We start from the raw sequence: 19,343 nt of genomic DNA, 5'->3' as shown, positions 1-19,343 counted from the left end.
AGATCATCATCTAATCCATAATCGGAACAAGTCCTTGACTTGGGATAAGAACTTGTTCCGATAACGATTGCCATTGCCAATCATAAAGGCCGCCGATTGATTGTGGCATACGGCAGCCCTTCTGTATGATGTTACGGGTTCATTAATAGGTCCATCTGCGACGAACATCTTCCGCCTCTTTAACCATCCTCTGGATCAGCTCAGAAACTTCCGGTACATCATGAATCAAGCCAACGGATTGACCAGCCCAGCCGAAACCCTCTTCTTGAATGCCTTCATAAATCCAGCGCTTATTCGTTTCTCCGCTGATATAAGGCTTGAGTGCCTCATAGTCATTCGTTTCACTTTCAATCTCCAAAATCTTGTCGGTTAAAGGGGTTCTCAGCACCCTAGCAGGAAAACCGATGGAACGTTTGATAACAACGGTATCTGCTGAAGACGCCTTGACTAAAGCATTTTGATAGGAAGAGGAAGCTTGCACACATTCCCGAGTGGCAATAAACCGAGTTCCCATTACAATTCCTTCCGCTCCTAGGGCCAGGGCAGCCATCCAGCCTCGACCATCGCCAATACCGCCTGCAGCGACAACGGGGATTCGTACAGCATCCACTACCTGGGGAACAAGAACCATCGTCCCGACTTCATCACGCCCTAAATGCCCTCCCCCCTCATGCCCGACAACGATTACTGCGGATGCGCCAAGCTGTTCGGCTTTTTGAGCCTGTGTGCGTGACGAGACTAATACGAGCGTTGTTAGATTTGCTGACTGCAGTAGAGGGAGAAATGGTGCAGGATTACCACCTGTAAGGGTAACCGCCGAAACGTTTTCCTCCATAGCAATTCGAAGCCGCTCCTCAATGTCGCCGGGATGCATACCGATGGCAAAATTGACGCCAAAAGGCTTGTCAGTCAGAGTGCGAGTGCGTCTGATTTCCTTTCGCAAGGCATCAGCATCTGGAAGACTCATGGCGGTAACTTGGCCAAATCCTCCGCTATTGGAGACAGCAGCCGCAAGATCAGAATAAGCTAAATAAGCAAGCCCGCCTTGAATAATCGGAAACTTGATTTGAAGCAAATCAGTCAACCGTGTACTCCAATTCATTGTGATTCCTCCTGATGATTCCATGCTGCAAAGAAAGCCTCTGCTCCATTGACGGTCATGACAGGCTGCGGCTTCTGCCAGCGGGTTACTTGAGAACCGTTAACTCCAAAGACCTCTCCGGTCAGATTCGGATCCTGCTGCTGCAAAAGCACGCTCACAAACCGAGCGATATCCTCCGCTTCGCCAACCTGCCAGAATGCCGGTAACGGCTCGTTGCGTTTAGCGTGTTTTTCTTTTAAATATTCAATAACCGGGCGTGTCATATCAGTCAAGGCCGCAGGAGCAACCGCATTGATCCGTATCTGCTCTCGTCGTAGCTCCTCTGCGAGTGTCCACACCATCCCGAGCATACCAGCTTTCGATGCGCTATAATTGACTTGACCCACAGAGCCCATTAATCCCGCTGTTGAAGTCATCAGCAGAATGTCACCCCCATGTGGCTTCATGAAAGGGAGGGCTCGCTGAATACTGTAGAAGGCCCCACTCAAATGAACATCCAGAACGGATGTCCATTCTTGATCTGTCATCTGCTCGCATTTGCGATCTTGCAAGTGACCCGCATTATGAATCAAGACATCTATGGCACCAAAACGTGCCGCAACAGCCTCCATCATCACCGTCACCGCTGTAGGGTCCGCAACATTCGCACAGTAACCCTCGGCTACACCTCCCGCTTGACGAATGGCCTCCACGACAGAGCTTATCCGCTCTTCATGTAAACCATTAACCGCAACCTGATAGCCGCCGCGCCCGAGCTCCATTGCGATGCTGCGACCAATCCCCCTGCTTGCTCCGGTAACCAATACTGTTCTCATGGTGAGCAGATCCCCTCCTTCACGGAGAAAACACCTGTAGCGATGACTTCCCCCTTTTCTTCTTCTACCGTAATCGTGACCTGAATTTCATCGTTACAAGCTTCATATCCAAAGTATGCCATTGTATTCTGAATGAGCGGCTTGTGAAACTTCATGCAATAGGACTGAATCCAATGGGTGGGATGTTCTGCCAAATAGATAGACTGTGCCAGTCCCATCAGATACATCCCATGGGCAATCGGAGCTTGATGCCCGGCTTGTTTTGCTGCTTCGTCCTGAAGGTGAATCGGTGCCCGATCTCCGGTGAGATCTGCATACTTCCGAATGGCTGTTGCCGTAATTCGTTTTCTCAACATTTGTTTTCTCATCATTGGTCACCTACTGAGATCAACACAGTTTCCACGGTAACGATATGTTTACCAGCGCATGTACAGGTCAGAGCATGTGTGTAAAAAACCATAATGCCCTGACGACCGTGCTTTTTCTCCACCTTGGTTAAAGATAGATCGCAATCCAATTCCATGCCTGCTGTCAGCGGCGCCTCATAATGAAATTGTTGTTTCCCGTGAATCAGCGGTCCAGGCATATCCAGCCATGGGGCGTCAGATATTTTCCAGAATGTGATCGGCATGGTAGAGGGTGCGATCAAAACGCCGCCCATCCGTTGCAAGGGTGCTTCAATGCAGTTTGCATATTGAACAATAGCATCCTCAGTAAGATGAACCTGGAATCGAATGCTGTTCATTTGGCCGCCTCCACTAATACGGCAAGCCCCATTCCTCCGCCAATCCCTAATGTAGCGATCCCCCGCTTAAAGGGATTTTGCAGCATCTCAGCGAAAAGGCGAGTCATCAGAATAGCGCCCGATGCTCCATAAGGATGTCCTAACGCTAGCGCCCCACCTCCAGGATTAACCTTGTCCTGCGGAATTTGCAGCTCTCCCAGCGACGCTAGAACTTGGGAAGCAAAAGCTTCATTGAATTCTACAAGGTCCAAATCGGTGATTCTGAGCTGCTGGCGGCTTAGCAAGTTATGTACAGCTGGGACAGGTCCAATCCCTAAATAATGGGGATCGACACCAGCGGTCTGTGCATCTACGAAGCGTAATACAGGTCGCAGGTTGAGCTGTTCGCACTTTTCTCGTGACATGAGCAGTACAAGAGCAGCTCCATCATTCATGGGACATGCATTGCCGGCGGTTACGGTGCCCTCTTCCATAAAGACAGGCGTTAACTTTTGCAGTTTCTCCATGCTGGTATCCGGCCTTGGACATTCATCTTCTGTAACCCAGTGGCCGTTCACTTGAAGAGGCACAATTTCCTGCAGAAATCTGCCTGTTTGTTGTGCGTGAACGGCCTTCTGATGACTTTTCAAGGCGTACAGGTCTTGATCTTCTCTGGAAATTCCGTATTTACGGGCAACATTCTCTGCTGCCACGCCCATATCAGGATCACCATAACTACTTGGTGTAAAAGGAGCTCGTGTATACAGCCGAGGTGTACCTGTAAGCACTTCAGGCTTGAACATTTTCCACGGTGCCCGGCTTGTACTCTCAACCCCGCCCGCCAGGTAAACTTCTCCGGCCCCACTCTGAATAAAACGGGCAGCGAGATGAATAGCTTCCAGTCCCGAACCGCATTGGCGGTCAATCGTCAGACCCGGCACTGTAACGGGAAGCCCTGCTTCCAGAGCAGTAACCCGTGCAATATTCCCCCCAGGTCCTACAACATTACCGAGGATCACGTCATCAATCCACTCCGGGGGCACTTGTGTCTCTGCAATGATATGGCGAATTAACGGTGCTATCAAAAGCTCAGGCTCCAGCGTACTGAATTGACCGCCAATTTTCCCTATAGGCGTACGTTTAGCCATGACCATTACAACCTCTGTCATTTCATCACCTCTTTCACATATTCTTTCATCTGCTGACGCGCTATTTTACCGCTGCTTGTATAGATGAATTGATCCACGGTAATGAGCTGCTTGGGAGCCTTGTAGTTGGCCAAATAGCCCCGACAGTGTTCCTTCACTTCATTCAGGCTTAAGCGTTGATCTTCACGCCATTGAACAACTGCGGTTACCTTATCCCCCCAGTGCTCGTCCGGCATTCCCAATACCATAACCTCCTGAACAGCGGGAAGCTGCTGCAATACCGTCTCCACTTCTTCAGGAAAAACATTCAGGCCGCCGCTGACCATCTTATTTTGAGAACGACCTGCCAAATATAAATACCCGTCAAGATCGACTGACATGTAATCCCCAGTCATAAGCCATCCCTCTCGAAATACCGCTGAAGTCTCTTCGCTTAACTGATAATACCCCAAGAACATCATACTGCTTCGAACGTAAAGCTGGCCCACCTCTCCGGTAGGAACCTCCTGAAAATGATCATCGCGAATCGATATTTCAACACCAGGAAAAGTCCGCCCCACAGAGTCAGGTCTCTTCGCCTCATTAATGTCCATGTAGCTGATATAACTCGCCTCAGAAGAGCCATAGTATTCATACAGCTTGGACGGTCCAAACACTTCCTGACACTGTTGCTTCGACTGCTCTGACCACTTTCCGCCTCCGCTGATGAGGGCTTGGATAGACGTTCTTCGGGAATCAGCCTGTTGCAGAAGAGATTCAATCATCGTTGGGACGACAAACAAGATCATATCAGGAACAGCCATACATAGCTCCAGCACCTTATTCGCTTGAAACTGCTCGACGAGATGAAAGGTCGCACCGAAGTAAAGGCTTTGCATCAAGGCAAACAACGACAACGAGTTCACAAGGGGTCCAGGGGCCATACAATGCTGCATATCGAGTTGGAATGCTTCCTTCGCGGCTTCAAAGCTTGTTAGCCAAGAGAGCGGAGTTCGCATATATCCCTTCGGAACACCTGTAGTTCCTGAAGTAAAGCCGATGAACAGCAATTCATTACTGGCGTTCAGTTCTGCTCCCGGCGGGAAAGAGGCTACCCATTGATCATAAGTCCCCGAGTTATCTTGAGATAAAGTAATGATTTCAACTTGACCAGCTTGCCCGCTAGACAAATGAATATGTTGAGCATAAGAATCTTCTGTAAAAATAATATCCGGTTCACATTGCCGTAACACGGCGTTTGTTTCATTAGAACTCCACTTGGGATCCAAAGGTAAAGGTACATACCCGGCGTAGACAGCCCCTAGAAAAATCTCCACAAACTCCACTCGATTGCCAGTCAAGATCGCTACTTTCCGGTTGCTATGACCGTGTCGCTTCAGACCATTAGCAATTCTCTGGACCCGCTCTGCCAATGCCGAATAGGTAAGACTGCCCCGGTCGTGGCTGATGGCAACCCGATCGGGTATTCGTGAAGAATGACTTAGTAGAAAAGTTAGTAGATTCATTACAATTTTCACCTACTTAAAGAAATTTACCTTACGAGCTCTCGCACCGTACCTTCAATAAAGCCTAATGGAATTGGCGGAATTACACTTGGCTACTTTTCGCCATGAGTTCTGATATTATGGATGCAGATGCATTATATTCTTCTTGATTCATAATTGTCAACCCGTAACAAATGAAAGGTTTACAATAGAATCCACCTCTTTATATACATGAACGTGCTTTTTTGAAATAAAAAAAGCCGCTATAATAGCGACTTTCAATTTTCTATTGCAATGCTTTACGTCTCTCCTAACATTTCCTACAAACGCTAATAATAGATGAAGATGACGGAGAGAACGGCGTTTTATTCCAGTCAGCATATTGATGTTCGACACGAAAGCCGTGACGAGTTAATAAAGAATGCAGCGTATCCTGATCCGTGAAACGACAAGCAATTCTGGAAGTTGTTCGCTTATACCCCCAATCACGCATCGTGACCCAATGCATGATATGCTGGGTAGCATCGTAACATTGTGTGCCTGATACCTTGACGTAATTCCCATCCTTATCAATAAATGCTCCCCATTCTGTCTCCCCTTGATCGGATAAATCCGTTCCCTCCGGATTGCGGGTCTCGAATGCAAAAATACTATGGGGTTGTAAATGCTTGTGAACGGTCGTGAGCAAATCGATCTGATCTTGATCACTTAAAAATGCCTGGAATGCATTACCAGTCAAATAAATCATCGAAAATCGCTTGTCTGATTTGAACGTACGGGCATCGCCTTCCATAAAAGTAACAGTCAACCCTTCTGACTTCAAACGCGCATATGCGAGCATCGTTGAAGAGATATCTACACCGGTCATCGTTATGCCGGCTTTCGACAGGGGTATCGTTGTTAAACCAGTACCACAAGCAAGTTCTAATACTTCTCCAGGACTCGATCTAGCAAGCTCAAGATAGAACTGATATTTGTCTATTTCACCGTCAAATTCAAGATCGTAATTTACCGGATCTTGATATTCTTCGAGATTGCTATGTTCAATCAACGCGATTCCCACTTTCATTTCTTGTTATAACGTTATAATTTTATCATTTTATTGATATTTCGTTTGGTGCTAAATAGTTATAATCAATTTTTATCGAACCTTACATAAAGTAGCTTATCTAATACTTCAGACAGCAATGCTTCATCACAAGGTTTTAATAAGTAATCCTTGACACCGAGCTTCATCGCTCTTCTAACGTGGATATATCCGCTTAGCGCCGATACTACTACCCATTGAGTATCTGGAAACCTGTTGCGGTAAGCTTCAATGAATGTCAGCCCGTCCATTCCTGGCATAGTGATATCTGTAAGTACGATATGTATGTTGTCCTTCTCCATAATCATCAAAGCTTCATTCGCGGAAGCCGCTTCATACAGGTTATGCTCTAAATAAAGATTAAATAGGGTACGGATCATACCTTTTCTAATTATGGGATCATTATCAATAATTAGAATGTTCATTTTCGCAACCCCTCCTGTCCGTCACTTCCCTACACTCACATCCTTCTTTCCTTACTTTGAGAATAGTATAAATATTGCGTTCTTTCTTTCAAAATTGGTTATGATTATATCAATATCGTACGTTAATTTGTTGACACTTTGACCAAACTGATTCCTCAAAATTAAAAACCCGCGCTAGGCGCGGGTTCTTATGGGACTATGTTTTTGTCTTCTGACATCTTCACAAGTCTTATTGAATCGATACTGCTAGTTCTTTTAGTTGTTCTCTTTCCAGAACTTCTTTTGTTGTTCCTTTTTTAGCTAAATGTAAAATGACCTGACCTAATTGTTCAGAAGTTACTACCGACTTCATGCGTTTTAACAACGGATTTAATGGTTTCATTAAATTGTATAGTATACGATACTGAGTTGTTTTTGAACGTTCACCATTCATAGGCAAAATTGCAGCTGGACGTAACATGTAGGCAGCTTCAAATGGCATACTCAGTAATGTGTTTTCCGTTTTCCCTTCTACTCGTGCCCACATCTCTTTTCCTTGCTCTGTGCTATCTGTTCCCATTCCAGAAACATAGATGATTTTCATATTCGGATTTAGTTGCACTAATTGCTTAGCAGCCTTTATCGTCATTTCATAGGTGATACGTGTATATTCAGCCTCCGACATACCCGTCGAGGAAACACCAATCAGATATAAACATGCATCAAACCCCGTCACTTTTTCCTTTACGGAAGAGAGGTCTGAGATGTCTGGTAACACAATTTCTTGATATTTAGGGTGCTGTTTTTCCGTTGGCTTACGAACAATTGCCACGACCTGCTCAACCTCTGGATCTAATAGACATTCTCTTAATGCTATCTGTCCTATCATACCTGTTGCACCATATAAGATTACTTTCATACGGACACCCTTTCTTTTAAAAAACAATATTATATTATTTTTCCATCATCATTATATTTTTAAACGTTAATATGAACGCAACATTACTCGGCGTACCTTGTAGTTTTAAGTAAGTTTTAAAGAGAAGATGTTCCTTTTTCTCATAAATGAATAATAAATGATCGTTCACTTAATGTCAATTGATCATCTTTTAAATCCTTTTAAAAATCATACAGAATACTACCGTCATAAAAAATTAGATTTTTAATTAACCGCCACGCTCTATTTTCCACAAAAAAGGGACACCCACACTCTCTTTTGTGGATGTCCTTATATAATGGTAACACGATATGAAAATATGGTAGAATCATAGCCCGTTATCAAAGCTTATATTTTAATCCTGCTTTTTCACTTCCTGAGTTTGAATTTGTTGAAAAGCTTGCAGGAAGGTGTCGGCAGACTGAGGACTCTGGATCGCATATCGATCATTGATAATAAAATATGGAATCGACCGTATGCCTGCTTTTTGTGCAAACCTTACATCTTCATTTATTTCTGAAACCCCTTCTTTGTTCAGTAACCTTCTCTTTATGTCAACTTGGTCCAATCCGGCGTCACCGGCAATTTGCAATAATACATTGATATTACCAATATCAAGCCCGTCTTCGAAGTAAGCTTTAGCAATCAAATCGGCTGTTCAATTACGATACCATAATCCCGGCACTTTCATATTAAGCTTGAAGAGAAGCGAGTGCATTCTTCAGGTGGATAGGATTAAAGTACTCACGCCAGAGGCTGACACGACCGTCTGTTATGCGCAACAAGCTAATATAGGATTGTTCGTATGAATGGCCACTCTGAGCCACAACTCCGTTTCCATCCATTTCAGCAAAAAACAAATCCGGTTCGCCAGCAGGATACACCTTAACATTGAAAATATTCCACGAAGAATACATTCCTTGTTCTTTACCGATAAACTGATCCAGCATCTGTACTAAGGCTTCTTTTCCCTCCACACGATTTGGTACTCCTGGCAGGGCAAAAGGCGTTTCATATGCGATATCGTCAGCCATAAGTGCAGCCATGGCTTGTACATCCTGATTGTTTTCTGCTTCAAAAAGTTTTACGACGATCTCTGTTGCGTTCATATTGTTTTCCCCTTTTCACTTAGTGTGCTGAGTTCAATTAAGAACTCTAACTAAAGTATAGTCTTATACGGCTATGAAGGATTGAGCAAAAGGCGTTAGTATTTGTATAAAATGCTCAACAAAACAACTGTCACAACTGGCTTTTTGTTACCGTGATATATTGGCAAATTGCATAGGTGTTAAACCAACCGTCCGCTTAAAAAGTTTGGTGAAATGGCCTTGATCTGAAAACCCGACTTGAGCCGCTATCTCTTTAAAACTCATTTTTCCGCACCGAATCAAAAACTTAGATCGTTCGATCCGTAGCTGAATTAAGTACTGGTGCGGCGTAAACCCGGTGTGCTGCTTAAAGAGCCGAACAAGATGGGATGTGCTAACATTTGCTACGGCAGATATTTCATCAAGAGAAATGTCCTTTTCAAGGTGAGCATGCATGTATTCAATAACCAAGGAGATTTGCTGGTTGGTCACATGTTTGGGTTTCAAACATTTTTGGGAGCTTGTCGTGTAATGCTGAAGCAAATGAATAATCGTCATGTTCGCTAAAGAATCTATATATAATTTTCCGCTTGCCCCGTTATTACTGAGCTCTTCAAACATCCACTGGCTAAGCTGCAGCAATTTAGGGTCTTGCACAAGAAATTTATGATCTAATTCAATATGGCCTGTCCATCCTAATCCTGATTCATACGCAACTTCATCCATATAAGAAGGTGTGATTTCCATTTTCAAAAAAGATATCGCTTGCTCCCATTGGCAATATGTGTTTTGACCAGATGGCATTATTTGAATGTCGCCTGGTTTCGTAAGACCTTCATTCACTCCTGAATTTTCAAAATGATTTATTTTAACCGGCTCCGAAGAACCATGTATTGTTATAAGATGTTTGGAATCCAGTGAGGTATCGTATGCTTGATGGGGAGAAATATCATCCCACTTGGATAGCTTAATTTTATTCCATCCCTGACTATCGCTTGAAATAATCGGTTTTACGTCAATTGTAGAAAATTTTTCAGGCTTCATTTTCATATCCACTCCCACAGCTCCTGAATAGCTTTGATTCGAGTATTATTGCCCCAGTTGTTATTATTAATAAAAGGAGTTGTCCTTAAGTCCCTTAATGGACCGTTGAACAACTCCTTTTAATATCATATTTGAATTATCGATTATTTTGATTAAACCAAGTCAAGAAGTTATCTACCACGGAATCCAAAAACTGAATTGTCGGCTCGTGCGTTAGATTACCCGCTTCATCAAATTTTTCATGAACGGCCCCTATATAGACTTCATTTCCAGGAAGAAGCGGAGATGAAATACCAAAGGAGAATAAAATTTCGCGCAAATGCAATTGGGCTTTAACGGTTCCTAAATTACCCATAGAGGCTCCGACGATCCATGATGGTTTACCATTCATCACTCTGTCCACACGGGACAACCAATCGATGGCATTCCCTAGCACACCCGGAATCGTACCATTGTATTCTGGCGTCACCCACAACACTGCATCTGCATCGGCCACTTGATTTTTAAATTCCCGAACGGCTTCAGGTGGATCATTCTCAATATCTTGGTCATAAAACGGTAAGTTAAGGCTTAGGATTTCAAGATCAAACTTATCGCCGTAACGCTTCTTGATAAATTGAGCAAGCTTAAGGTTATAAGAATCTTTTCGGATACTTCCTACAATAGCAGCAACTTTCATAATTACCTCCGTTGGTTACGAATTTGTTATTGCCTAGTGCATTGTTTCTCTAATTAGTTTGTTAGAGCTGCGTAATCTTCCTCACTTAGTTCGAGAGTGGCTGCACGCAGATTGTCTTCCAAGTGAACAGGAGAAAGTGTCCCAGGAATCGGTAAAATTATAGGTGAGCGCTGGAGCAGCCATTTTAATGCCACCTGCTGCGTTGTAGCATTCAATTTGCGGGCGATATCTGCTACCCTTTCTTCTACCTTGGCAGTATCACCAAACAAGCCACCCAAAGGGAACCAAGGAATGAAGACAATCTGGTGTTCGGTACAAAAGTTTACAAGATCCTCATATTTGCGATTGAACACATTGAATTCGTTCTGAACGCTAACTATCGGTGCAATTTGCAGTGCCAGTTGAAGCTGCTCAACCGTTACCTCAGACAAGCCAATGTGCTTAATAAGCCCTTCATCTTGGAAGCTTTTAAGCAACTGTATCGTTTCTTCCAGTGGAATATTAGCATCTACACGGTGGAGTTGATAAAGGTCAATGCGGTCTACTTTGAGTCTCTTCAAACTATCTTCCAACTCGCGCCGTAATTGTTGGGGGTCATTCCCTTTCGCACCACCTTTTGTAGCCACCAATAGGCCGTTACCGTAAGGTACAAGTGCGCTGGCAATACCTTCCTCGCTTTCTCCATCACCATAGAGATGTGCTGTGTCAATAAAATTGATGCCTAGTTCTAGCGCACGTTTAAGTAAATTATGTGCATCCGGTGTGTTGGTGATGCGGTTGGTGCCCAAGCCAATTCGATTGACAGTGAAATCACCTATTGAAATAGTGCCCGCATGTGCTGCAGAAATAGTTTCTGACATCGTATGTTCTCCTTTATTCGTTTTATATATAATGGTGCTAAACACCATTTTAAACGGAACAGAACTGTTCTGTTCCGAATTTAGAATACAATACAGTCTTGTTCTGTGTCAAGAGTCATGAAAATTTAAAAATACACCCCTTAGAATGAACATTAGATTCAATGGTATTCTTAGGAGTGTATATATTATGATCTCTTAATTAAGGATTTAAGCTATATGCAAATCAATCAAATGTGTTGCAAGTGCTTTGAGTTGGGATGCCGGACCGGCAGAGCCCAGTGCATGAGCTAACGACAGTGCTCCAGTGATTACAAGCATCAGTTGATCCGTCAAAATTTCATTTTTCGCACCGGCCTGCCGAGTCAATTGGTTCAAGCGTAAACGCATTGCAGAGTTGTATTCAACAGTCAATTGCTTGACAAAATGACTCTCTTCGGGAAATTCCGCAAGCGCGTTTGAAAAAGCACAGCCACGATAATCGGGACTCATCATTGTATTCACAATTACATCGATAAAAGCTAACAATTGCTCTTTTGGGGATCCCTCATGCTTTGCAATTACTTCGTCAAATTGTTTCCAGTCATGTCTTTCCAATTCCAAGAGGTATGCGGCTATTAAATCATCTTTGGTTGGAAAATGGCGATAAAGGGTCGCCTTGCCAACTCCGGATTTCTCAACAATTGTATCAACACCTACCGAACGTATACCTTTGTGATAAAACATATCGCAAGCCACTTCTAAGATGCGCTGCCGCGCATTTTTACGCATTGTTGTCAATTCAAACACCTACCACTCTCTAAAATTGCTGTCCTCATAGTGTATCAAAGCACTTATATTACATCAACTGATGATCGGCAGGTTCATTGATATCCAGCAGGTCACTTATTAATAATGGATTGATTCTAATCGCCACCTTAATGAAGTCAATAACATATTTTAACACATTCTGGTATCGAAACACCTAGTATTCTCGTGCCACGGTTGGCGCTGTGATAACACTAAACTTCCTGGACAAGAAAAAGGACCTCATCCACCTCGGACGGGTCCCTGCATTTTCTTACGGATTGGCGGTTTCGTTAATCTTCTCGAAGTACGGACCCAGTTTGGAGGCGAGCTGCTGCCACTGCTGCTGTTCTTCTTTGGTCAGCTTCTCCTCATGCGGGATCCCCTTTTCATCGGTGATCTTCAGCTTTAATTGCATCAATTGCTTGGTCAGCTCCACATACTCCTTGAATTCGTCTTTGGTGAGCTTACCTTTTGCGGCCTGAATGAATTCTTCAATCTCTTGATAGTCTTCTTGTGTACCACCGCGCTGTTCAATGGCCGCAGAAGAACCGAAAATATCATCGGCCAGATAAGAAGCAGCTAGTGCGGCAGACGGAATCAGGATTGCTACTGCGACAATACTTGTCAGTATGCGTTTTTTCATGGGAGATCTACCTCTCTTTTCGCTCACATAGTCTTGATAGGACTGCTTGACACGTCCATACAATCCCGGTGGGCAGTGCATCGAATCTGCAGCCTGGCGAAGCTCCTCACGCAATTCCTTGTCAATGGACATATGCGTCTCCTCCCGCCATTTCGAATCGTTTCCGGAGTTCTTTCAGTGCCAGATGATGCCTGGATTTCACTGTGCCCACGGGGATCTGCAGCATGTCAGCGATTTCTTCCATGGTATAGTCGTGAAAATAGCGCAGGATGACGACCACGCGTAGTTTGTACGATAACTGGTGGACAAGACTGAACAGATCTTGCTGCATTTCGGACTGCAAGACAGCTTTGTCTGTCCAGTCAAGCTGTTCACAAGTCATCTGGCGGTTTCGTTCAAATAGACGAATTCGCCGCCAGGCCTTTCTTTTCCAATCCTGGACAAGACGGACTGTGATTCCGTGCAACCAAAATCGAAACGGCCGGCTCGGGTCGTATTTGTCAAACGACCGCCACAAGCGCATGTAAACTTCATTTACGATATCCTCAATGTCCTGTTTGTTGTAGACGAGAAAAGCAACCGTCCGATAGACGTCTTGGTGAGTCGCTTGATAGACAAGATGAAAAGATGACTCGTCGCCTAATGTCGCTTTTTCAAGCCACGAGAGTAACTCTTTATCATTCATGGGGGCCCCTCCTGAACATGTTACAACTCTTAATTCGCTCCCGTGGGGAAAAAGGTTCAGTAAGAGAATAAACTTTTTTTGACAATAGTTAAATAGCTCTTTGAATCGGGCCTCTATCCCAAATTAATCTCCCGAATCTTCTCCAACGGTACTTTCGGTTTACGGTCTTCGGTCAACAGGCCGTTTACCTCATCCTGCACGTCCGTAATTTGTGTATAACAATAGCCAGAAATAAACGGTATGGCTCTAATCGCTCCGGTTATGCTGCCAAACCGCTCCAGGAAAGCTTCCTCGCTATCCACCTGATTGCCGTACCCCCAACCCTTTTCACCCTTGAAAGCAATTCCTCCAAACTCGCTGATGATAATGGGCTGGCCTTTATAACTGTAGCCCTGGGCGAATGCGAATTTCCACTCGTTGTACGTACCGCTGCTACCTGTGATCGAGTCTTTATCCTTGTAAGTATTGTACAAGTCTTCGCCCCGCTCCACATAATCATGGAGGGTCAAAATATCAGAAACGGTGTGCTCCCATCCGTCATTGGTGATAACCGGGCGATACGGATCAAAGGATTTGGTCAAATGATAAATGCCTTCCGTAAATTTCTGCTGCCGCACGTCATGGAGAATATTTTGAATGCCCCAGGATTCGTTAAAAGGCACCCAGGTAATAATGCAGGGATGATTGTACTGCTGCTGCACGACCTCCAGCCATTCCTTGGTAAAACGCTCCACGGCCTCATCATTATATTCATAAGCTGCCGCCATTTCAGACCAGACCAGCATACCTTTAACATCGCACCAGTACAGGAACCGGGCGTCTTCGATTTTCATATGCTTGCGCACACCGTTATAGCCCATCTTGGCAATCGTTTCGAGATCTTCAATTAGCGCTTCTTCAGACGGAGGCGTCAGATGGCTTTCAGTCCAGTAACCCTGATCCAGGATCAATCTTTGGTATAGGGGAATATTGTTCAGCAGGATTTGGCCGTCTTTGATCGAGATTTTGCGCATGCCGAAATAAGAACCCACCCGGTCGATTTCTCGTTCGCCTTCGTACAGCACAAATTCCACGTCAAACAGATTCGGATTGCCCGGTGACCACAGGTTTTGCAGCCAAGGTCCGTTAATGCCGTTCATCATGCTGGTTTCCACCGTTAGCCAGGCGCTGTCGGCCGAAAGACTCAGCTTTCTTACCGTTTCGCCCTTAAATGTAATTTCTGTATCTAGCCGGAGATCCTTCTTGTTTGTCGTACCGTGCATGCGAAAATCAAAGCGGATCATTTGGCGGTCAATGTCCGGCGTCATTTTCACCAGATCCAGATGGGTTTCATGGACATGTTCGAGCCAGACGCTTTTCCAAATACCTGTTGTCTGTACATAGAACGAGTCATGGTTCCGGCCGGCCCAGCGTTGCTTGCCCCGGGGCTGCAGACAGCTGTGGCTGTCTTCCACCTTCAGTACAATCTCATTTTCGCCGTTTTGCCCCAGCAGATCGGTTATGTCAAATGAAAAACGGGCGTACGCTCCTTCATGCTCCCCCGCAAAACTACCGTTCACCCAGCAGGTAGCTTTATAATCCACACCTTCAAAATGCAATATCGTCCGTTTCCCTACCGCCTCTGGAGAAAGCGTCAGGTTTCTCCGATACCAGATCTGTGGATGAAATTTCTCGTTGCCGATCCCGCTCGCCTTAGTTTCATAGGTAAACGGAACGTTTATTTTGAGTGCGGCCGGAAAATGGTCCATCCAACGTTCGGCAACGCCGACTTTGTCATCATCGAAGCTGAAATCCCACTCCCCGTTCAGATCCAGCCACTGGCTCCGTACAAATTGGGGTCTCGGATAGTTTCTCATATAAAATTTCGTAGCTGCTGCGTTCACTATTGCATCGTTCCTCTCTCTGGTCACTGAAGTATTATCTGTATTCCTTTCACAGATTACTATCTTGTTCAGAGAAAGAAAATGATTTATCCTATCTAATGACTGATCTATTATCCTATTAAGGAGCGAAATCCATTGATACACTTAAAGCGGTGTGGATATAATGTAATCCATCCTGAGGGCTTTACCGTCGACCGACCGGCCGGGTCAGGGGATTACGTCTTTATATTATTCCGGAGCAGAATGGAGCTTAGAATTCAATCACAAACGGTATTTGCTGAACCAAATTCCTTTATTATTTTTAACAAAAACAGCCCCTATTTCTACCGAGATGCCGAACGTCCTCTGATCCATGACTGGTTCCATTTTGAGATGGAGGCTGCAGATGCTTTTTTTGCTCGGCTGAATCTGCCTCTGGATACCTTAATCAGAGCACACGATCCCTTCTATATTTCCAGAAAAGTGAATGAGATTCATTGGGAGAATCTGCAGAACGGAACCTTTCGCAATGAGATTATCGATTATACCATTCGTTCTCTGTTCATGAAGCTTAGCGATATTCGAAATCATGTGGAGCCCCACAATCAAATTAGTAAATACTATGATTCGTTCTTAAACCTGAGAAATGAAGTGTTCAGCTCTCCTACTACTTGGTATACTGTCGAATTCTTGGCAGATAAGATGAATATGAGCAGGTCTTATTTTCAGCATATGTACAAGCAAATCTTCGGCATACCGGTAATTAACGATATCATCCTTAACAGACTAGGGTATGCCTCCTATTTATTGAAGAACACATCGTATACAATCAGCCATATTTCTGGCATTTGCGGTTATGAGAACGACGTACATTTTATGCGGCAATTCAAAAAGTTCGTAGGTCTAACTCCAAGTGAATACAGAGGAAGGTCTGATGTTGGGCAATAATTCTATCTTCTCTTCTCTCATAAGTTTAGAAAAGTTATCAAACTGCCCATATGGTGCGATGTTTTCGTGGTTTTAGATTTTGTGTCATTAGACAAAATAGAAAAGGAGCACACGGTTGAAAACCTAATGTGCTCCTTTTCGTTCATCTGAAGATGCGAGGGATCTATCCGTTGCCTAGCACTCAGCTTAATTTACGTCCAGCAATCGTTGCCCTAAATTAAGCTCAAAGTCCCCTTGTTGTCCAAATCCGAGTGCTATTGCTTTCGAAACTTTTTCCTGCGTTCCTGGGGACATAGCTCCCTTGATAAATGCCGATCTAGATTCTTGTAATTCCGAAGTCTCGGGTAATCCGATACGATTGATTAGGTTTTTAGCATCAGTTAACACCTGGCGATCCATGGCTGAAATTCTTAGAGCCAAGTTTTCCACGAATCCCCCCAATTCCGAGTCGGTGATCGCTCTGTTTATCCATCCGTAACGTTCCGCCGTCAAGGCATCATAATCGTTCGCTCCCAGGACTATTTCCAACGCTCGCGCACGACCTGATAGACGTGACAATCGCTCAATCGCACCAGTACCCGGCACGACACCGACTGCCAGTTCCGGCTGTCCGAAGACGGCTTTCTCTAGGCTGGCAAACCGCATGTCGCATGCAAGGGCAAACTCGCTGCCGACTCCACGGATCCGGCCCCGAATTTCAACGATACTGACAACCGAAGATTTGGAAAGCCGTGTCGTGAAGTCAATTAGCGCTGGGAGTTCGATGTCTTTCGGCGTTTTTTGTTTCTCTCCGGCGCGTGTCATGTCATAGTGAGAGATAAAAAAATCAGGATCGGCGCTATCGAATACGACGACCTTCAACTCGGGGTCACTCTCGATCTGATCCATGAGCTCCAAAAGCTCATACACCGTATCAGGATCGACCAAATTAATCGGTGGATTATGAAACGTTATGCGCCAGTAAGCAGGCGTTTTGCGATTGACAGTTAGTTGAGTGTTTGCATTCATATCAAATTCTCCTTTTTTTAATTGGATTGGGCGTGTTGACGACCGGATACATAGTACCGCAGCAGCACGATTAATGAGCAAATGCTGATCACAGTTAAGACTACATACACATATTTGTACGCATGAACCAGCGAAACCTTATCTTGAAAAGTAAGTAGCATTCCGCAAACGGCAACGGAAAATGAACCGCCGAAAAATTGAATTAGCTGCATAAAGCCCATACCCGAACCGATCAGCTCAGCAGGCAAAATACGAGAGGCTTCGTTATTTAAAGACGATAATGAGGTCGAGACTGCCGGAGAGAAGAAAAGATACCCGAAGAGAATGACAGCCGAAGACACGCCGAGGCTCGTCCAAAAAGTGATCAATACCAAAGCCAAAATGACTTGCCCGATCAACAGAAACCGCAAATTTCCGTAGCGGTCGATCCAGCGTCCTACGAAACTCGTGAGGATGGTGGATAAAACAGCCCCCGGCGCGATCGTAAAGCCGATTTCCAGCGGTGATCTGCCGAATAGGTTCGCTAGCGCAAGCGGCATTAAAAACAGATTGCCGAGATTCATGAACAGAATGCAGAATCCAACTACAAGCAATTTTCGATACGCGGGTAAAGCCAATACAGCTGGATTGATGAATGATGCCTTGGCACGTTTGAGGTAGGCAGCATGGACCGCAATCGATAACAGGCCCGCACCCAGCCATACGATCGAGCGCTGCGATACGGCTGTCAAAATCGTCACGGCATTCACGACGGTCAGAAGGGCACCTGTGATGTCAAACTTAAACGGCTTGGGCTGCTCTTTAGGGAGCAAACGCAGCAAAATCGGAAGAAGTACAAGCACGAGGCAAGTGATGGCAAACAAACCGTTCCAACCGATGTACTCGCTGATCAGTCCACCTATAATTGGACCAAGCCCGAATGCCATAGCAGATCCCGCAGATATCATAGAAATCGCTCTACCGCGTCTTTCGTAAGGAACATATCGGCTGGCGATGATGAGACCGAGTCCCGCCATAGAACCGGCACCGGCGGACTGTGCGATCCGCGCTATTAGCAATGTGTGAAAACTATTCGCGAATATGCCGAAAACGGAAGATAGCCCGAGTATCACGAGCCCGACTGACAACAATCTTCGAATCGGCAGCGTGTCGGAAAGCCTACTATAAATGACCGTTGACAAGGCGTAGCCTATCGAGTAACTGGAAACAATCCAGGAGCCGAGGTCCGCTGAAACTCCTATATCCCGAATGATGCTTGGAATGGAGACATTAAACATTGTCGTGTTCATAATGACGATGAACGTGCCGATTGTCCATACCAGTATGACGATCTTGTCTTTCATGTGAATACCGTCCTATCGTGTTGTTTATTCCTTGATGTAGTCTTTCTTTCATCACGTGATTCTATTTAAAAAGTAAAACCGCGTCATTCCAATAAAGACATATTCATCTCTACGATGCCTTCTAATTTTTCCTTGTCCGTGCTCGACTTCACCATAACGCGAAGTCCGATTAAGGCATTATTCAAAAAAGAAGACAGTTGTTCCGATTGGAGAGTCTTGGAAAGTTCTCCCGATCGTTGGCCCTTTACTATCAGGTCGCATATCAACCGTTCCGTGAAGCTCCAATTCAGTTGAACACATTCTCTGGCTTCGTCATCATTCATGGCCAACTCAACTGCGGTATTCGTGATGAGACAGCCGTCGGGTAACTCTTCCCGCTGTTGAATAGCTATTTCGAACAACAACCGGATCGCTTCCTTGGCTGTACGGGTTGCCGCCAGCCTTCGCGTTACCGATTGCTCGAGCATATCGGAATAGCGCTTTAGGCTTGTAATGAACAAGGACCTTTTATCGCCAAAGGTATCGTATAGGCTCCCTTTATGAATACCCATATGGGAGACCAGTTCCTGCATGGAGGTCTTCTCATATCCTTGTTCCCAGAATAAATGCATGGCTTTGAGCAGAACGACATCTTCATCGAATTCTTTGGGTCGAGCCATCTTGCCCCTCCTTTCTAAAATAATCAATTTAAGAACG

At 44.9% G+C, this 19,343-nt stretch carries 22 protein-coding genes; 1 reads left to right on the top strand and 21 read right to left on the bottom strand.

All coding sequences use genetic code 11. The features are described from left to right. Positions 1 to 142: 142 nt before the first annotated feature. The 18 genes from AC3Y23_RS09965 to AC3Y23_RS09880 all read right to left on the bottom strand — a co-directional run bounded on the left by AC3Y23_RS09965 (position 143) and on the right by AC3Y23_RS09880 (position 15,342). Positions 143 to 1,102, bottom strand: a complete 960-nt coding sequence (locus AC3Y23_RS09965; protein ID WP_379198203.1) for an NAD(P)H-dependent flavin oxidoreductase — start codon at positions 1,100 to 1,102, stop codon at positions 143 to 145. Further along, positions 1,099 to 1,917: an SDR family NAD(P)-dependent oxidoreductase gene (locus tag AC3Y23_RS09960; protein WP_379198201.1), complete on the bottom strand. Its 819-nt coding sequence runs from the start codon at positions 1,915 to 1,917 to the stop codon at positions 1,099 to 1,101. The genes AC3Y23_RS09965 and AC3Y23_RS09960 overlap by 4 nt, the downstream gene beginning before the upstream one ends. Continuing rightward, complete coding sequence (locus AC3Y23_RS09955) at positions 1,914 to 2,285, bottom strand: MaoC family dehydratase (protein WP_379198199.1); 372 nt, start codon at positions 2,283 to 2,285, stop codon at positions 1,914 to 1,916. Before AC3Y23_RS09955 ends, AC3Y23_RS09960 begins: the two co-directional genes overlap by 4 nt. Further along, complete coding sequence (locus AC3Y23_RS09950; protein ID WP_379198197.1) at positions 2,285 to 2,662, bottom strand: FAS1-like dehydratase domain-containing protein; 378 nt, start codon at positions 2,660 to 2,662, stop codon at positions 2,285 to 2,287. Before AC3Y23_RS09950 ends, AC3Y23_RS09955 begins: the two co-directional genes overlap by 1 nt. Then, positions 2,659 to 3,810, bottom strand: coding sequence for a thiolase family protein (locus AC3Y23_RS09945; RefSeq protein WP_379198195.1), 1,152 nt, complete (start codon positions 3,808 to 3,810; stop codon positions 2,659 to 2,661). The genes AC3Y23_RS09950 and AC3Y23_RS09945 overlap by 4 nt, the downstream gene beginning before the upstream one ends. Further along, positions 3,807 to 5,294, bottom strand: coding sequence for an AMP-binding protein (locus tag AC3Y23_RS09940; protein ID WP_379198193.1), 1,488 nt, complete (start codon positions 5,292 to 5,294; stop codon positions 3,807 to 3,809). Before AC3Y23_RS09940 ends, AC3Y23_RS09945 begins: the two co-directional genes overlap by 4 nt. A 289-nt stretch (positions 5,295 to 5,583) precedes the next feature. Then, positions 5,584 to 6,342, bottom strand: coding sequence for a class I SAM-dependent DNA methyltransferase (locus tag AC3Y23_RS09935; RefSeq protein WP_379198191.1), 759 nt, complete (start codon positions 6,340 to 6,342; stop codon positions 5,584 to 5,586). Positions 6,343 to 6,407: 65 nt separating this feature from the next. Continuing rightward, a complete protein-coding gene (locus AC3Y23_RS09930; RefSeq protein WP_379198189.1) occupies positions 6,408 to 6,785 on the bottom strand; it encodes a response regulator in 378 nt (125 codons plus the stop codon). Between the two features lie 229 nt (positions 6,786 to 7,014). Further along, positions 7,015 to 7,683 carry an NAD(P)H-binding protein gene (locus tag AC3Y23_RS09925; protein WP_379198187.1) on the bottom strand — a complete coding sequence of 223 codons (669 nt, stop codon included), beginning with the start codon at positions 7,681 to 7,683 and terminating at the stop codon, positions 7,015 to 7,017. A 373-nt stretch (positions 7,684 to 8,056) separates the two neighbouring features. Then, positions 8,057 to 8,350, bottom strand: a complete 294-nt coding sequence (locus tag AC3Y23_RS09920) for a DsbA family oxidoreductase (protein WP_379198185.1) — start codon at positions 8,348 to 8,350, stop codon at positions 8,057 to 8,059. Positions 8,351 to 8,393: 43 nt separating this feature from the next. After that, complete coding sequence (locus tag AC3Y23_RS09915; protein WP_379198183.1) at positions 8,394 to 8,810, bottom strand: nuclear transport factor 2 family protein; 417 nt, start codon at positions 8,808 to 8,810, stop codon at positions 8,394 to 8,396. 147 nt (positions 8,811 to 8,957) lie between these two features. Beyond that, complete coding sequence (locus AC3Y23_RS09910; protein WP_379198594.1) at positions 8,958 to 9,839, bottom strand: helix-turn-helix domain-containing protein; 882 nt, start codon at positions 9,837 to 9,839, stop codon at positions 8,958 to 8,960. Between the two features lie 130 nt (positions 9,840 to 9,969). Continuing rightward, entirely contained in the window at positions 9,970 to 10,512 is a 543-nt protein-coding gene (locus AC3Y23_RS09905; protein ID WP_379198181.1) for an NADPH-dependent FMN reductase, read from the bottom strand. A gap of 53 nt (positions 10,513 to 10,565) precedes the next feature. Further along, the gene (locus tag AC3Y23_RS09900; RefSeq protein WP_379198179.1) at positions 10,566 to 11,372 is read right to left on the bottom strand and encodes an aldo/keto reductase; all 807 of its coding nucleotides are present in this window, start codon (positions 11,370 to 11,372) and stop codon (positions 10,566 to 10,568) included. Between the two features lie 207 nt (positions 11,373 to 11,579). Then, entirely contained in the window at positions 11,580 to 12,140 is a 561-nt protein-coding gene (locus AC3Y23_RS09895; protein ID WP_379198177.1) for a TetR/AcrR family transcriptional regulator, read from the bottom strand. A gap of 289 nt (positions 12,141 to 12,429) precedes the next feature. Further along, positions 12,430 to 12,933, bottom strand: a complete 504-nt coding sequence (locus tag AC3Y23_RS09890; protein ID WP_379198175.1) for a DUF3600 domain-containing protein — start codon at positions 12,931 to 12,933, stop codon at positions 12,430 to 12,432. Further along, positions 12,923 to 13,486, bottom strand: coding sequence for a sigma-70 family RNA polymerase sigma factor (locus AC3Y23_RS09885; protein WP_379198173.1), 564 nt, complete (start codon positions 13,484 to 13,486; stop codon positions 12,923 to 12,925). Before AC3Y23_RS09885 ends, AC3Y23_RS09890 begins: the two co-directional genes overlap by 11 nt. A gap of 113 nt (positions 13,487 to 13,599) precedes the next feature. Continuing rightward, positions 13,600 to 15,342, bottom strand: coding sequence for a glycoside hydrolase family 2 protein (locus tag AC3Y23_RS09880; protein ID WP_379198171.1), 1,743 nt, complete (start codon positions 15,340 to 15,342; stop codon positions 13,600 to 13,602). A gap of 270 nt (positions 15,343 to 15,612) precedes the next feature. Between AC3Y23_RS09880 and AC3Y23_RS09875 the strand changes: the two genes are divergently transcribed. Then, positions 15,613 to 16,296 carry a helix-turn-helix domain-containing protein gene (locus tag AC3Y23_RS09875; RefSeq protein ID WP_379198169.1) on the top strand — a complete coding sequence of 228 codons (684 nt, stop codon included), beginning with the start codon at positions 15,613 to 15,615 and terminating at the stop codon, positions 16,294 to 16,296. A 186-nt stretch (positions 16,297 to 16,482) separates the two neighbouring features. Here AC3Y23_RS09875 and AC3Y23_RS09870 read toward each other — a convergent pair whose 3' ends face one another. The 3 genes from AC3Y23_RS09870 to AC3Y23_RS09860 form a co-directional block, all read right to left on the bottom strand. Continuing rightward, positions 16,483 to 17,304 carry an enoyl-CoA hydratase/isomerase family protein gene (locus AC3Y23_RS09870; RefSeq protein ID WP_379198167.1) on the bottom strand — a complete coding sequence of 274 codons (822 nt, stop codon included), beginning with the start codon at positions 17,302 to 17,304 and terminating at the stop codon, positions 16,483 to 16,485. Positions 17,305 to 17,321: 17 nt separating this feature from the next. Continuing rightward, positions 17,322 to 18,647 (bottom strand): MFS transporter, encoded by a 1,326-nt coding sequence (locus AC3Y23_RS09865; protein ID WP_379198165.1) that lies wholly within the window; start codon positions 18,645 to 18,647, stop codon positions 17,322 to 17,324. Between the two features lie 83 nt (positions 18,648 to 18,730). Continuing rightward, positions 18,731 to 19,306, bottom strand: a complete 576-nt coding sequence (locus AC3Y23_RS09860) for a TetR/AcrR family transcriptional regulator (protein WP_379198163.1) — start codon at positions 19,304 to 19,306, stop codon at positions 18,731 to 18,733. Between the last annotated feature and the right edge of the window lie 37 nt (positions 19,307 to 19,343).

It is taken from the genome of Paenibacillus sp. MAHUQ-45 (genome assembly GCF_058133325.1).
The sequence above is the reverse complement of the archived record's forward strand: the minus strand, read 5'-3'. Positions and strand labels throughout refer to the sequence as shown.